This window comes from Streptomyces xanthophaeus (genome assembly GCF_030440515.1).
GTDB classification, from domain to species: Bacteria; Actinomycetota; Actinomycetes; order Streptomycetales; family Streptomycetaceae; genus Streptomyces; species Streptomyces kutzneri.
The window spans coordinates 5,103,602-5,118,014 of record NZ_CP076543.1 but is presented as its reverse complement, the minus strand read 5'-3'; the positions used below and the strand labels follow the sequence as shown (position 1 = coordinate 5,118,014).

The following is a 14,413-nucleotide window of genomic DNA, read 5'->3' as shown; positions in this document are numbered from 1 at the left end:
CACCCGGTACCGAACCGCCGAGCCCGCGGCCTAGCGAAGCGCGTCGGCCACCTCGCGCGCCGCGTCGACCACCCGCGGCCCGACCCGCTCCGGCACCGCGTCCGCCAGCATGACGACGCCGACGCTGCCTTCCAGCCCGGTGATGCCCACGAGCGGCGCGGCGGCGCCACTGGCGCCCGCTTCCAGCTCCCCGTGGGTCAGCGTGTACCCCGGCTCGATCAGGGAGCCCTGACGGGCTGCCAGGATGGCCCGCCCGGCGGCCCCGCGGTCCAGCGGGTGGCGGAAGCCGGCCCGGTAGGCGACGTGGTAGTCCGTCCAGGTCGGCTCCACGACGGCGACGGCGAGCGCCTCGGTGCCGTCGACGAGGGTCAGGTGCGCGGTGGCACCTATGTCCTCGGCGAGGGACCGCAGCGCGGGCAGGGCAGCCTCGCGTACGAGCGGGTGGACCTGGCGGCCCAGCCGCAGCACTCCGAGGCCGACCCGGGCCCGGCCGCCGAGGTCACGGCGGACCAGGGCGTGCTGTTCGAGGGTGGCGAGGAGCCGGTAGACCACGGTGCGGTTCACACCGAGGCGGTTGGAGAGCTCTGTGACGGTCAGACCGTGGTCGGTGTCGGCGAGCAGTTTGAGGACTCTGAGCCCTCTGTCGAGAGTCTGGGAGGTTTCCGCGGTCACGACGCCTCTCCCTCTTTCGGTGAGCGGCGGTGACTCTCGGGGTGGCGCGCCGCCGGTCCCGCGGCGACGCACGGAGAGGCCGCCGGTAGCGGCCATTGCACCGGCTGCGCTCCCGCGGCGGCGCTGCCACGGTGCGTTTGATGCGGGGACAGTAGCGAGCGGGTCCGCTCAGCGGAAGGGCTCGTCCAGAATCCGGGCGCGTGCTACCTGTTTATGCCGTTTCCTGATCGGTCTCGGTGTCAATTCGTGACCTCGATTGCCACAGCTCGTCTTTACCGCCCCATTACTCTGAGCATGTTCAAAACGACTGTGATCGCCTCCAGGGGGATGCGCCCACGCGCACCTGGAGTCCACGCAACCAGCCCACGCCGGACGGCGGGGCCAAGCCGATCAACGGCCGCCGGCGCCGCCCGACCGCGTAACGGCGGACGGGGTCCGTGCGAACCTCCGCCCGGACCCCGTCCCCCACTTCGTGGGAACTCACCGCATACGGGTGGCCCACTCCTGCACCTTCTTGATCCGCTCACGCAGCTGCCCCGCGGTCGCCTCCGCGCTCGGCGGCCCGCCGCACACCCGGCGCAGCTCCGTGTGGATCACCCCGTGCGGCTTGCCGCTCTGGTGGACGTAGGCGCCCACCATCGTGTTCAGCGACTTGCGCAGCTCCAGCAGCTCCTTGTGCGAGACCACGGGCCGCCGGTCCGCCGGCAGCTCCAGCAGGTCCGCCTCCGCGTCCGGCTTGCGCCGGCTGTGCGCGATCTGCCGCGACTGCCGCTTCTGCAGCAGCATCTGCACCTGGTCCGGCTCCAGCAGCCCGGGGATACCGAGGTAGTCCTGCTCCTCCTCGCTGCCCGGGTGCGCCTGCATGCCGAACTCGGCGCCGTCGTAGAGGACCCGGTCGAAGACCGCGTCGGACTCCAGCGCCTCGAAGGACATCTGCTCGTCCTCGCCGGTGTCCTCGTCCTCCTGCTTGTTCGCCTCGTCCATCTCCTTCTCGGACTCGGCGTACGGATCCTCCTCGCCCTGCTTCTTCGGCTTGTCGAGGACGTGGTCGCGCTCGACCTCCATCTCGTTGGCGAAGCCGAGGAGGTAAGGAATGGTCGGCAGGAACACGGACGCGGTCTCGCCGCGCCTGCGCGAACGCACGAATCGGCCGACGGCCTGCGCGAAGAACAGCGGCGTCGAAATGGTGGTGGCGTAGACGCCCACCGCGAGGCGCGGTACGTCGACGCCCTCGGACACCATCCGGACCGCGACCATCCAGCGGCTGCCGTCCTCGCTGAACTCGTCGATCCGCTTCGACGCTCCGGTGTCGTCGGAGAGCACCACGGTCGCCTTGCTGCCGGTGATCTCCCTCAGCAGCTTGGCGTAGGCGCGCGCCGAGTCCTGGTCGGAGGCGATGACGAGGCCGCCGGCGTCCGGGATGCCCTTCCTGACCTCCGTCAGCCGCTGGTCGGCGGCGCGCAGCACGTTCGGCATCCAGTCGCCGCGCGGGTCCAGCGCCGTGCGCCAGGCCTGGGAGATGGCGTCCTTGGTCATCGGCTCGCCGAGCCGGGCGGCGATCTCGTCGCCGGCCTTGGTCCGCCAGCGCATGTTGCCGCTGTAGGAGAGGAAGATGACCGGCCGGACGACGCCGTCGCCGAGCGCGTTCCCGTAGCCGTAGGTGTAGTCGGCGGAGGACCGGCGGATCCCGTCGTTGCCCTCCTCGTACGTGACGAAGGGGATCGGGTTCGTGTCGGACCGGAAGGGCGTTCCGGTCAGGGCCAGGCGCCGGGTCGCCGGGTCGAAGGCCTCCAGGCAGGCCTCGCCCCAGGACTTCGAGTCACCGGCGTGGTGGATCTCGTCGAGGATGACGAGGGTCTTGCGCTGCTCGCAGCGGTTGCGGTGCAGCATCGGCCGCACGCCGACACCGGCGTAGGTGACGGCGACCCCGTGGTAGTCCTTGCTGAGCGGTCCGGCGGAGTACTCGGGGTCGAGCCGGATGCCTATCCGGGCCGCCGCCTCCGCCCACTGCTTCTTCAGGTGCTCGGTCGGCGCGACGACGGTCACCTGCTGCACGACGTGGTGGTGCAGCAGCCAGGAGGCGAGGGTGAGCGCGAAGGTGGTCTTGCCGGCGCCGGGCGTGGCGACCGCGAGGAAGTCCCGCGGCTGGTTCTGGATGTAGCGGTCGAGCGCCCCCTGCTGCCAGGCGCGCAGCTTGTTGGCGGTACCCCAGGGGGCACGGCCGGGGAAGGCGGGTGAGAGATGGTGGGAGGCGGTAGTAGTCACGGTCTCCGGTTCGTGCTCTCGGCGTATCTGGTACGGGTGGCAGGCAGTCGTACGTAGGACAACCGGGCCACCCTACCGGCCCGTGCCCGCCCCTCGCGGAGGGACAGGCCCGTGACCTCGGCGGGTGCGGCGAGCGTCACACCGCTTCGGTCGGCGCCCGTGGTCGGCGGCCGATCCGCGCACCATCCGGCTCGTGCCCGGCGGCCACATCGATGACCAGCCCGTACGCGATCGCCTGCTCCGCGTCGCCGGGGTCGGCGCCGTTCACGGCGAGGAACGTGGCCGCGGCGAGCCAGCGGCCCTCGGCCGGTGCACCGCCGACTCCGGCAGTCCGGGGGCGCGCAGCCCGACCGGCTGGTCCCGGGCCGGGCAGGCGTGCCGGGCGAGGTCCAGGACCTCGGCGAGCGTGAGGTGGCGCACCGGGGTCGTGGCGGTACTCATGCGCCGAGCCGCTTCGGCAGAGGCGCGTGCCGCAGCGCGAGCCGGCGTGCCTCGGCACCGACCCGGTCCCGCTCGGCACGCAGCGGCGCCCGCACGGCGTCGAGCACGAGCTCGTCATGGGTGGAACGGTGGTGGGGCGGCCGGTCGTCACGCAGCCGCGTACTCCGACGCCCGGCAGACCCGGGTGGTCACCGCTCGGCGGGGTCCATGGTGGGGTCTTCGGCCGGGTCCTTGGCGGGGTCCTTGGCGGGATCTTTGGCGGGATCCAGCCGGGTCGCCACCCAGGCTCCGACCAGCGCCACGCAGGCCATCGGCAGGAACACCACGGCGAAGGCGGCCGGGTGCGAGGCCGGCGCGCCGGCGGTCACGGTGTGCGCGGCGCCCACCGCACCGCCGCCCAGCGCGGCGAAGGCGGCGCCCCCGCCGGCCAGCAGCACCACGTTCGCCAGCGCGTCCGAGATCTGGAGGGCGGCGGAGTTGGCCCCGGCCTCCTCCGGCGCCGACAGCTGGAGCAGCAGCACGCTGGTGGAGCCGATCACCAGGCCCATGCCCAGGCAGCCGACCGCCCAGGCCAGCGCCAGCGTCCACACCGGCACGGATTCGATCAGCACGGCGGGCGCCGCGGCGATGGCCAGCGCCACCAGCACCATGCCGCCGATCATCAGCCGTTCCCGGTAGGGCGCGGTCCGGTTCTGGGACTGCACCCACGAGCCCGCCGCCCAGGTCACCCCGCCCAGCGCGAGTGAGAACCCGGCCATCGTCGGGCTCAGCCCCCGCTGGGTGACCAGCATCAGCGGTACGAAGCTCTCCGCCGCGATGAACGACCCGGCGGCGACCCCGCGCAGCAGCACCACGGACGGCAGCCCGCGCCGCGCCAGGTAGGTCCCGCGCGGCAGCAGCCCCAGCACGGCGGGCACGAGCAGGGCGGCGCCGGCGATGCCCGGCGCCAGCGACAGCCACCGCAGGTCCTGGGCCGCGTACTGGAGCAGGCCCGCGCCCAGCGAGATCCCGAGGGCCAGCCGGATCCGCCGCCGGTCGAAGGCCACGGGCGGGGCGTCGGGGTCGACGGGCCCGGACGCGGTCCGCCGTATCGCGGGCAGCGCCACCACCAGCGGGACGACGACGAGGGCCGGTATCCCGAGGAACACCCACCGCCACCCGAGGTGCTCGGTGACGGTCCCGGAGGCCAGCGGCCCGACGATCGAGGGGACCACCCAGCTCGCGGCGAACGCGGCCATGATCGCGGGCCGCAGCCGCTCCTCGTAGGCCCGGCTGACGACGACGTACAGGGCGACGATGACCAGCCCGCCGCCGAAGCCCTGGACGGCCCGGCCGAGGACGAACACCCACATGGCCCCGGCGGTCCCGGAGATCACGAGCCCGGAGGCGAAGGCGGCGATCCCGACGGTCAGCGGCCGCAGCGGCCCCTGCCGGTCGGCCCACTGGCCGGCCAGGACCATGCCGAAGAGGCTGGTGGTGAAGTAGGCGGAGAAGGCGAAGGCGTAGAGCCCGATCCCCTCCAGCTCGCGGGCGGCGACGGGCATGGCCGTGCCGACGGCGGTGGCCTCGAAGGCGATGAGGAAGACGACGGAGATGATCCCGATGCTGAGCGTCCGGTACGCGGGCCCGAGAATCCCGCCCCGGGGCGGGGGCGGGATCGGTGCGGTTCTCTGGGGCACGCGGGGTTCAAGGGCGCTCATCGCCCCAGAGTAAGGTGCGTAGCCCCGGAGTGGCCCTGTCAATTCGACGGATCCCGGTCTGGTCCCGGAGACCTAGGCCGGACGGTCTGTGAACGCGGCATGGCAGTCGCATTGCACGGGCCGCGCAACCCTTCCCCGGCCCCGCGGGCCCCCGTAGCGTCATGCACGTCACCACCACACAGCCGTGTGCCCGAGTGGTTGAGGGACTCGCCTGCAAAGCGGGTTACGCCGGTTCGATTCCGGTCACGGCTTCGCGGCGGGCCGTCCAGGGGCAGGCGCACCCCTGGGCGGCCTTCGCCTTTTCCGGCTCAGGCTCCGCAGCCGGTCTGTTCCTTGGCGAACTCCAGGTACTTCTTCATGAGCCCCGCGAACAAGGGGCGGCGTTCCTCCTGCTCGATCTGCTCCGTCGAGCCGTCGAGCCACAGCTTGAGCTCGAAGGCCTCGGTGGGGCCGTTGCAGGAGAGGAAGACCGCGACACCGCTGTCCCACAGCTTGCTGTTCTCCGCGAAGGGAAGCGGCTCCGGCTTCTGCTCATCGACCGCAGGGGCCCAGACGAAGTGCTGTCCCTGTGGCAAACGCTCCGCCGACGCGAAGAACCGGGTCTTCCCGTCCACGTAGATGTTGCAGAGCGCGCTCTTCCGGCCGGCGGTCAGGCGTGCATCGGCCGGCCCGTCCACCTTCGTCTCCTTCCCCGTACCCATGAGGGGCGCGAGCTCAGCCGGTGTGAAGGCCCCGAAACAGGTGGACCCCGGCAGTGCGGGCGCAGCCGACGCCTTGCCGTCGGAGCAGCCGGCGAGGAGTGCCGCTCCCACGGCGGCCGCGATCACCGCACGGTGGGTACGAGTACGAGGGCCGGTCATCATGATCCGCCGTTCATGGTGGCGACCAGGTCCCGGCCGACCGAGTAGGCGTTCGCCGTCTCCGTGGACGCGACACCGGCGTAGGAGTCGATGGTTCGCTCGGACAGTCCGGATCCGCGGGCTGCGATGCGGACCGAGGCCGCGGCGGAGTCGGACGCACCGGTCTGCGCACGCACGTACTCCTCGCCCGCCTTCTGGTTGCTGTCCTCGACCTTCTTCGCGGCGTCCTTCTCGGCCCCCTCGACCACGCTCTCCGTGATGTCCTCCTGGAGCCATTCGACGACGTCGCCGGCCAGCGGCACCAGTTCGAGGTACTTGCCGCCCGCCGCGGTGATACCGCGGTTGACCCACTTGGCGTTGTCCTCGACGCCCTTGACGTACTCCTCCTGCTTGTGGGCGTTGTCGCCGAACGTGCCCTCCGCCCGTGCCTCGGACAGCATGCCTGCGATCTGGCCACCCGGGTGCACCGCGACCTTGACGGCCGCGTCGACGTCGTCGTACTCGCCCCGATGGGTGAAGACGTCATTGACCAGGGCCGTGGTGAAGGTCCGCTGGGCCGTGGTCATCGCGCCGTAGGCGTCCGGATCCTGGCCCACCGCCCCGATGAACCGGGCCATGCCGGCCTTGTCGAACTCGGCCATCTCGCCGTTGGCCTTGATCGTCCCGCTGCCGTTCTCCGCGGCGGCCTGGAGGTCCGGCATGTACTCGGCCGCCATCTGGCCGAAGTGCCCGGACAGCCCGTTCAGCGGCCCGTCCGGTTCCTTCGGGTCCGCGTCGACCAGCTCCGGCTTGTCGCCGATCTTCTCGACGACCCGTTCCATGACGGCCGCCATCTCCTTGGTGTGCGGGACCGGCGGCGAGTCCTCGTCACCCGGGGCGCGGTGCGAGACCGCCGCCATCAGGGCATCGCCGACCGCCTGCTGGGCCGGGTGCAGGTCGCCGGTCCGGCTGATGTCGAAGCTGTCCATGTACGGCTTCTTGTCGAGCATGTAGTCGACCATGCCCTGGTCCTTGCCGTGCTGCCCCGAGACCGGCTTGTCGTCCTTCGTGACGATGCCGTCCTTGTTGCTGTCCTCGCGGACCGGCTCGTTGAAGAAGGCCGTCGCCGCGTCCGGGTTGTTGCCCAGTGCCTCCATCAGGCCGGTCAGCGGGTAGAAGCCGCGGCCGTCCTGGCCCTGGCTGAGGACCGACTCCAGACCGTACGGGGTGTGGAACTCCCAGGCCCTCGGGTCCTTGCGGTCCATGGCGACCATGTCGCGGCCGACCGAGGTGAGGAACTCCGTGTCGTACTTCCCCTCGCGCAGCAGCGCGCCCAGTGCCTGGTAGCCGTAGATCTGCTGCACGCCGCCGTAGACGGCCATCTCCTTGCGGCCCGCCTTCATCAGCTGGGTCGTCCAGGCCGCGTCGAGGTGGTTGGGGACGTCCTTGTGCGTCGCGAGCCCGAGCATCGCGCCCATGTCGCTCTGGATGTTCGCGACCATCAGCGCACGGTCCTTGCCGGGCGCCCCCAGGCCGGTCGCGTCGAGGGACATCTTGGAGTACATCTCCAGCGTGCCCTCGGCGCCGATCGTCCGGTAGAAGCCCGTGGAGAACTCGGGGTCCGTACGGTTGTCGTCGAGCAGTTCCTCCAGCTCGCGCAGCGCCTCGACGTTGCGCGCCGTGCCGCCCTCGCCGGTGACCTTCTTCATCAGGTCGGCGGCGCGGGCCGCCTGTTCGGCATCGAGGGTGGTGAACTTCGCTCCGCTGAAGTCGTGCTCGTCCGCGAGGTTCGCCTGGAGCACCCGGACCAGGGAGTCGTCGGCGTCCTGCGCGTCCTCGACCGCCCGGTTGATCCGGGACTGCCACGCGTTGCGGGCCGTGTTCAGGGTCGCCTGGTAGTCGGGGTCGTGCCGGGCCGCGTTCCGCTCCCCCTCGGTGGGCAGCGGAATGGCCGTGACACGCCCGTCGGCATCGACCTGGAAGCCGGCCGCCGGAGCCTCCGCGGCGAGCTTCTTCAGCGCGTCCTGGGCGGCCTTGAACGTCGCGTGCGCGTCGGCGAGGACCTGGTACATGCCCTTGGCGGCCTTGGCCGCGTCCTCGAACTCCTTGGCCGTCTTGTCGACGAACGGCCGCGCCACTCCTGCGGTGACCCCGCTCCACTCGGCCTTGTCGGACTTCGCCTTCATGCCGTTGCGGGCGGCCTCGGCCATCTCGTCCAGCTTGCCGGCCATGGCCGTCCAGTCGGTGACGGCCGTCTGGAGCTTGTCCAGGGGCGCGTTCATCACGTTCTCGTACGTCAGCATGCGGGGCGCCTACTTGAGGTATCTGTCTATCGCGGACGCGGCGAAGTCTGCCCGGAGCTGCTGCTCGTCCTTGGCGTGGGAGGCGAGCGAGTAGTTCAGGCCGTTGGAGATGTTGGCACAGGCGGCCACGAGGGTCTTCACCTGGCTCTCCCAGACGCCGTTGGCCTTGAGGAGCGCCGCCCCGCTGGCGAAGGCCTCCTTCGTGAGGGCCCCGGCGGCTTCGGCGGTGGCGGTGGCGGCGTGCTTGCCGTCGGTCTGCAGGCGCGTGTGCAGCTTGTACGCCTCGGAGCCGATCGCACCGATGTGGTCCTGATTGAGGTCGAGGTCACCGCCACCGCCACCGCCGCCGGGATCGGCGGGCACCTGATTGAGGCGCATGGTGACATGGGCGGTGGCCGTGGCGCGAGCCGCCGACCATTCCTCGTCGAACGACATCGCGTGAACTCCCGAAGGCAGGGTGCAGGTCAGATCGGCCCCGGGTCAGCGGTTACGTCGTACGACGACCACGGTCACGGCTCCACCGATCAGCACGCAGGCTGCCAGACCGAGCCCGATCCAGGGAAGCGCGCTGCCGCTCTTCTTCTCCTCGGCCTGCGCCGCGGGCTTGGACGCGGCCGCGTCGGAGGCCTTGCCGTCCGCGGACGCGGAGGGCTTCTTGCCCGTGTCCGCCGCCGCGAGATCGGGCAGCGGATAGACGTCCGCCGGGCCGGGGTCGCCGGGGTTGGTAAGCGCGACGCGGGGGCGGACGATGCCGTAGCCGATGTAGTCGTTGCGCTCGACGCCGTCGGTGGGCTTCCCGGCGGTGTTCAGGAGCACGCGCAGGACCTGGTTGTTGGTCCAGTCGGGGTGGGCGGACCAGATGAGGGCGGCGGAGGCGGAGGCGAGGGCCGAGGCGTCACTGGTGCCGTGGGTCTTGCACAGCCCCGACTTGACGATGCAAGCCGCAACGATGCCCATGCCAGGCGCGGCCATGTCCACCTGGGGACCGTGCTGCGACTCGTTGGTCGGCTTACCGCTCTCGTCCACTGCCCCGACACCCACCACTCCGGGGGTAGCTGCGGGATAGAGAACGTCGTTGGTCGAATCCCCGAAGTTACCAACGGCGGCGAAGACCAGTTTCCCCTTGGACAGGGCGTACTTCACCGCTTCGGCCCGTTCCTTGTCGTCCTCCGGCTTCCCACCTATAGCCATGGAGATGTTGATGATCTTGGCATCCGAGTCCGCCGCGTAACGAATGGCCGCGACCTTGGATGGGGCCTTCGCGTCCTCCCCCAGCTCAGGCACACGGATCGGAAGAATTTTGACTCCGGGAGCGAGGCCGTAGGCCCCATCACCACTCGGGTGTTTGCCGGTGCCGGCGATCATCGCGGACATGCCGGTGCCATGACCGGCATAGTCGTTGTCCTTGTCGGCGGGGGCATCGCCAGCGGGGAAGACCGCACCGGGGAGGACCTGCCCTTCGAGCTCCGGGATGCGGTTAACACCAGTATCAATCACCGCGACGGTGACTCCCTTACCAGTGCTGATCTTCCACATCTCGTCCGCCTTCATGGCATCGAGATGCCATTGCTGCGATCGAATGGTCTCCGCATGGGCCGGGGTCGCGGCGACCCCGGCCAGCAGCAGACCCACCAGGGCCGAGGTCGCCTTGCGCATGCGCATCCCGTGCAATGTCCGTTCTGCTCAGTCGATCACCGGCGGGACAACACGACGGCTGCCCTGCCAGGTCTCTTCGTCTTCGGCCAGGTAGTCGGGGCGTTCGCCCCCCTGGTCGTTCCCTCGCTTACCCGGGGTCTGCGTGCCGGCGCCGCCCGCGTGGCCCATGGGCCTCATGCCCGCGCTGCCGCCGGCTCCATTGCGGACGAGACCCGAACCGCCCTGGGTGAACGGCTGGCCGCCCACGCCCGGGCGACCGACCGCACCGGTCTGACGCCCTCCGACGACGCCTCCCGGCTCCGAGGCCAGCCGACGTCCGCCGGAGAAGCCTCCCTGGCTGCCGCCGTGGGCGCCACCGCCACCGTGGCCCATTCCTCCGCCCCCCATGGGACGGCCTGCCTGGGCGCCTTCGCCGATGACCGTACCCCGCGGGATACCCGAGCTGGGGCCGGTGGACGTCACGGGGCGGCCGCCCATGATTCCGCTGTCACGCGGGGGCAGTCCAGGCGTGCCGAGGACCTTGCCGCCGGGAGGGGGCATGCCGGGACCGCCCAGACCCGGGTACGGGCCGATACCGGGACCAGCCAGGCCGGGCGGCTTCACACCGCCGACCGGCGGGAAGCCCATAGGCGGAAGTACGGGCCCGGGAGTGGGACTGACAGGAACTGTGGGCAGCGGAGCAGGCGTGGTCGTCACCGGAGGTGCTATCCGGTCCGGAAGCGTCGCGACACTGTCGAGGTCCACATCCACCTCACGGTCCGGAATCGACGGTACATGCACCGAGGGAACCGAGCTGTCCGGCTGTGGCGGACGACCGGTCACAGATCCGGCATCACCCGAGGACGTACCGTGCGACGAGCCTGGCGCGGTGTGCGAGAAACCATCCGAGCCGGCTCCACCGCCCGACCCTCCTCCGGGCCTCGCCATGGCTTCCATGCTGTCGCTACGCTCCGGCACGAACCGCTCAGGCGGCGGCGGGAACGTCGGGATCGGTGTCTTGTCCATCTCCGTGGACGACAGCTGGTACGACTGCGCCAGGTTCGTCATCAGCCGGACCGCCTCGCGGTGGTCCGCGTCCAGAATCGTCTGCGCCTCGGAGCGGACCTTCGCAGCGTCCGGGTCGTTGTGGTGCTCGATGGCCGCTGCGAGGTTCTTCGTCGCAGTCGCGTCGACCGCGGTCATCTTCGTGGCCTCGGTCATCGTTTGGACGACCTTGCCCATCCACTCCCCGCCCTTGGCGCTGTACTCGCCCAGGCGCAGCGTCGCGTTGCCCGCGCGGCCCACCCACAGCTGGAAGGCGTCGGCGCCTTCGCCCTCCCAGCCGGTCACGACGTGCTGCTTGAGCGCCTCGCCGATCGTCTTGATCTTCGCAGCGGCCGACGCGAGTTGGTCGGCCCGCGCCTGGACCGAGGTGGGGTCCAGCGAGGCGATCATGTCCCGCATCTGCTGGTGCGTGAACTGTTCGAAGGGTGTCGTTGCCATCAGAAGTCACTTCCCGACGTGCTGGGAGTCGGAGTCGGAGTCGGAGTCGTGGACATCGATGACTGGTTGGCTTCCTTGAGGCGGCGCTGTTCCTCCACCCACGGGTCACGGTCCTTCACGTAAGCCGCATGCGCATCCCTGGCGATGGACGCCATGCGCTGCTTGGTCTCCTCGTCCACACCGCCGTAGCCCTTGCCCGCCGTGAGGACCGCGATGCCCAGGGCCTCGATCTGCCCCGCCAGCCCCTTTGAGAGCTTCTGCAGCTCCGTGACGACCGTGTCGTACGACTTGAACAGCGCGTCGACCTCCGCGAAGCCCTTACCGAGCTTGCTCGCCGGCAGTTTGTCGTCCGCCAGCTTCTTGTGGTCCGCGTCCGAGCCGGTGAGTTCGTCCAACAGGCCGTCCACCATGCGCTTGTACTCGCTCAGCGAGTCGAACTCGATCCGCAGCGCCGCACTGGCAGCGCTGTAGGCCGCCCCCGCGATCCCGCCCACCGGACCCAGCAGCCCCAGCGTGAGGGCTGCGGCCACCTGGCTCGCCCCGTTGTCGTCTGCCACGTTGGCCTCCCCGACTCCCCGTCATCCCCGTGGTCGCGGCGTCTCCGCCGCTCCCCATCCCCGTTCGCACCCGTGTCCGCGCGTACACGTACACCGGTACCGATCACTCTAGCGACCGGTACCGACAGGCCCAAGTCCGGGGTTGCACGTGCAATGCGGGTCACACGGTCACGAGTTGGGCGTACCCACCGCCGCAGAAGGCCTGATCGGGAGGCGGTTCACCGGGCGGCCCGTGGCCGCGCGGACCGCCGAGGCCACCGCCGCCGGGGTCGTCACCACCGGGACCGCGCTCGCCGCCTTCGCGCCGAACGGGGCCACCACGTCACGCTCTTCGACCAGTTTGACGATGCGGACCGCCGGGGCGTCCAGCGCCGTCGGCAGGGCGTAGCCCGTCAGGTCCGGGTGGCGGATCAGGCCGGAGACCGTGCGGAGGTTCTCCGTCAGGGCCGCGCCCACGCCCTGGGTGACGCCCGCCTCGATACGGGCCTCCAGCTGACGGGGGTTCAGGATGCGGCCCACGTCCTGGGCCACCGCGAGTTCCACGACCCGGACCGAGCCCAGTTCGATGTCCACGTCCACCACCGCGCGGATCGCGCAGAAGGCGAGGCCCACGAAGGCGTCGCCCTGGCCGTCCGCGTCCAGGGGTTCCGTGGGGTGGGGGCGGCACTGGGCCGTCGCCCAGAGTTCCTTGCCGACCATCGCTTCCGCCACCGACATCGAGAACGCGCCGTCGTACGACGTGATGCGGCCGTCCTGGATCTGCAGGAGCTCCGTCGACATGCCCAGCTTGTGGGCCATCGGCTGGAGGAGCTGGGTGCGGACCATCTTGGCCGCCCGCTCCACCGCGCCGCCCGACACCCACGTGTGGCGGCCGTGCGCCGACGGCCCGGCCGGCGGCTGGTCGGTGTCCACCGGGGCCATGGCGACCTCGTCGACGCCCAGGACCTCCTGGACGATCTGCCGGGCCAGCGTGGCGAAGCCCTGGCCGGTGTCGACGGCCGCGCAGATGACCGTGGCCGCGCCGCCCACCACCTTCACCGTGGCCGTGGAGACCTCGTCGGTCCCCTCGGCACCGAGCATGTGGACCATGCCGACGCCGTAGCCCACCCCGCGCCGTACCGCGCCCGGCTCGCCCGCGCCCTCCGGGCCGCCGGGCAGCAGCCACTCGTCCTCCGGGGCGTCCTTGGGCAGGGCGGGCAGTTCGAAGTCGCGGACAGCGCGCAGCAGTTCCGCCACCGGGGCCGGGCAGGTCACCGTCTGGCCGGTGGGGAGCAGGTCTCCCGTCGCCAGGACGTTGCGCAGGCGCAGCTCGGCCCCGTCGATGCCGAGGGCGGCCGCGAGCTTGTCCATCTGGCCTTCGTAGGCGGCGCACACCTGCATGGCGCCCTCGCCGCGGACGTGGCCCGACGGCGGGTTGTTGGTGCGTACCGCCCAGCCCTCGACGAAGGCGTGCGGGACGACGTACGGGCCGCAGGCGAAGGCCACCGCCGCCGCCAGGGACTCGGAGGAGGAATCGGCGTAGGCGCCGGCGTCCATCAGGATCTGGGCCTCGACCTTGACCAGCCGGCCCTCCGCGTCCGCGTGGTGGCGGTAGCGCAGCAGGGTCGGGTGGCGGTGGGTGTGGCCGAGGAAGGACTCCTCGCGGGTGGCGGCCAGTTTGACCGGGCAGCCCGTGCGCAGGGCGAGCAGGCCGAGCGGGAGCTGGAAGGCGGCGTCCTCGCGGTCGGCCGTCGCGCCCGGCACGCCGGTGACGACGACGCGCACCCGGTCCGGATCCAGTCCGAAGCAGGCGGCGGCCAGGTCGCGGTCGGTGTGCGGGTCGGTGGACGCGGTGTAGAGCTCCACGCCGCCGTCGGGGCGCGGCACGGCCAGTCCGGCCTCGGCGCCGATGGGGGCGGGGTCCTGGCGGCCGATCCGGTACAGGCCCTCGACCACGACGTCGCCGGTGGCTTCCGGGTCGCCGTAGCGGAGCGGGATGTGCCGGATCAGGTTGCCGTCGGGGTGCAGGGCGGGGGCGCCGAAGGACTGCTCGGGGTCGGTGACCGGGTCGAGGAGCTCGTACTCGACCGCGATCGCGGCGGCGGCGAGCCGTGCGGTGTCGGGGTGGTCGGCGGCGACGGCGGCGATGGCCTCGCCGTGGTGGCGTACGACGTCGTGCGCGAACACCGGCCGGTCGGCGATCCGGCGGCCGTGGGTGGTGGCGCCGGGCACGTCGGCGTGGGTGACGACGGCGCGGACGCCGGGCATCTCGGCGGCGGCCGTGGTGTCGATGGAGAGGATCCGGGCGTGGGCGTGCGGGGAGCGCAGCACGGCGGCCCACAGGAGGCCCTCGGCCCACAGGTCGGCGGCGTAGGGGAAGGTGCCCTCGGTCTTGGCGCGGGTGTCCGCGGCCGGGACGGAGGCTCCGATTCCGCGCGGGACCTGTGGTTCGAAGGTCTCGGAACCGGGGGCGGCCATGGCCGTCACCGTGGTGTTGACCGTCGTGGTCGCCGTCGCCG

The 14,413-nt window shown here is 71.4% G+C and carries 12 protein-coding genes and 1 tRNA gene; 1 reads left to right on the top strand and 12 read right to left on the bottom strand.

Annotated elements, in window-relative coordinates; all coding sequences use genetic code 11:
* Nucleotides 1-30: 30 nt before the first annotated feature.
* From KO717_RS22665 to KO717_RS22645, 5 genes are all read right to left on the bottom strand, one after another.
* Nucleotides 31-672, bottom strand: a complete 642-nt coding sequence (locus KO717_RS22665) for an IclR family transcriptional regulator (protein WP_007264382.1) — start codon at nt 670-672, stop codon at nt 31-33.
* 480 nt (nt 673-1,152) lie between these two features.
* Nucleotides 1,153-2,937, bottom strand: a complete 1,785-nt coding sequence (locus KO717_RS22660) for a DEAD/DEAH box helicase (RefSeq protein WP_052874215.1) — start codon at nt 2,935-2,937, stop codon at nt 1,153-1,155.
* A gap of 136 nt (nt 2,938-3,073) precedes the next feature.
* Complete coding sequence (locus KO717_RS22655) at nt 3,074-3,205, bottom strand: hypothetical protein (protein WP_301370766.1); 132 nt, start codon at nt 3,203-3,205, stop codon at nt 3,074-3,076.
* Nucleotides 3,202-3,378: a hypothetical protein gene (locus tag KO717_RS22650; RefSeq protein ID WP_301370764.1), complete on the bottom strand. Its 177-nt coding sequence runs from the start codon at nt 3,376-3,378 to the stop codon at nt 3,202-3,204. The genes KO717_RS22655 and KO717_RS22650 overlap by 4 nt, the downstream gene beginning before the upstream one ends.
* A 188-nt stretch (nt 3,379-3,566) precedes the next feature.
* A complete protein-coding gene (locus KO717_RS22645; protein ID WP_301370762.1) occupies nt 3,567-5,078 on the bottom strand; it encodes an MFS transporter in 1,512 nt (503 codons plus the stop codon).
* A gap of 180 nt (nt 5,079-5,258) precedes the next feature.
* Between KO717_RS22645 and KO717_RS22640 the strand changes: the two genes are divergently transcribed.
* A tRNA-Cys gene (locus tag KO717_RS22640) sits at nt 5,259-5,330 on the top strand.
* A 56-nt stretch (nt 5,331-5,386) separates the two neighbouring features.
* Here the strand turns inward: KO717_RS22640 and KO717_RS22635 are convergent.
* The 7 genes from KO717_RS22635 to KO717_RS22605 form a co-directional block, all read right to left on the bottom strand.
* Nucleotides 5,387-5,905, bottom strand: coding sequence for a hypothetical protein (locus KO717_RS22635; protein WP_301370760.1), 519 nt, complete (start codon nt 5,903-5,905; stop codon nt 5,387-5,389).
* Between the two features lie 32 nt (nt 5,906-5,937).
* Complete coding sequence (locus KO717_RS22630; protein WP_301370758.1) at nt 5,938-8,220, bottom strand: hypothetical protein; 2,283 nt, start codon at nt 8,218-8,220, stop codon at nt 5,938-5,940.
* A gap of 9 nt (nt 8,221-8,229) precedes the next feature.
* Nucleotides 8,230-8,655, bottom strand: coding sequence for a hypothetical protein (locus KO717_RS22625; protein ID WP_301370756.1), 426 nt, complete (start codon nt 8,653-8,655; stop codon nt 8,230-8,232).
* A gap of 45 nt (nt 8,656-8,700) precedes the next feature.
* On the bottom strand, nt 8,701-9,882 hold the full coding sequence (gene mycP / locus KO717_RS22620; RefSeq protein ID WP_301370755.1) for a type VII secretion-associated serine protease mycosin: 1,182 nt from the start codon (nt 9,880-9,882) through the stop codon (nt 8,701-8,703).
* A gap of 21 nt (nt 9,883-9,903) precedes the next feature.
* The gene (locus tag KO717_RS22615; RefSeq protein WP_301370753.1) at nt 9,904-11,358 is read right to left on the bottom strand and encodes a WXG100 family type VII secretion target; all 1,455 of its coding nucleotides are present in this window, start codon (nt 11,356-11,358) and stop codon (nt 9,904-9,906) included.
* Nucleotides 11,358-11,915, bottom strand: coding sequence for a hypothetical protein (locus KO717_RS22610; protein ID WP_301370751.1), 558 nt, complete (start codon nt 11,913-11,915; stop codon nt 11,358-11,360). Before KO717_RS22610 ends, KO717_RS22615 begins: the two co-directional genes overlap by 1 nt.
* Nucleotides 11,916-12,083: 168 nt before the next feature.
* Complete coding sequence (locus KO717_RS22605) at nt 12,084-14,372, bottom strand: xanthine dehydrogenase family protein molybdopterin-binding subunit (RefSeq protein ID WP_301374674.1); 2,289 nt, start codon at nt 14,370-14,372, stop codon at nt 12,084-12,086.
* Nucleotides 14,373-14,413 lie beyond the last annotated feature (41 nt).

What these genes read in the sequence shown, in the direction of transcription:
- KO717_RS22650 (WP_301370764.1), bottom strand. Translation starts at nt 3,378, where the DNA reads ATGAGTACCGCCACGACCCCGGTGCGCCACCTCACGCTCGCCGAGGTC.
- KO717_RS22645 (WP_301370762.1), bottom strand. Translation starts at nt 5,078, where the DNA reads ATGAGCGCCCTTGAACCCCGCGTGCCCCAGAGAACCGCACCGATCCCG.
- KO717_RS22630 (WP_301370758.1), bottom strand. Translation starts at nt 8,220, where the DNA reads ATGCTGACGTACGAGAACGTGATGAACGCGCCCCTGGACAAGCTCCAG.
- KO717_RS22625 (WP_301370756.1), bottom strand. Translation starts at nt 8,655, where the DNA reads ATGTCGTTCGACGAGGAATGGTCGGCGGCTCGCGCCACGGCCACCGCC.
- mycP (WP_301370755.1), bottom strand. Translation starts at nt 9,882, where the DNA reads ATGCGCATGCGCAAGGCGACCTCGGCCCTGGTGGGTCTGCTGCTGGCC.
- KO717_RS22615 (WP_301370753.1), bottom strand. Translation starts at nt 11,358, where the DNA reads ATGGCAACGACACCCTTCGAACAGTTCACGCACCAGCAGATGCGGGAC.
- KO717_RS22605 (WP_301374674.1), bottom strand. Translation starts at nt 14,372, where the DNA reads ATGGCCGCCCCCGGTTCCGAGACCTTCGAACCACAGGTCCCGCGCGGA.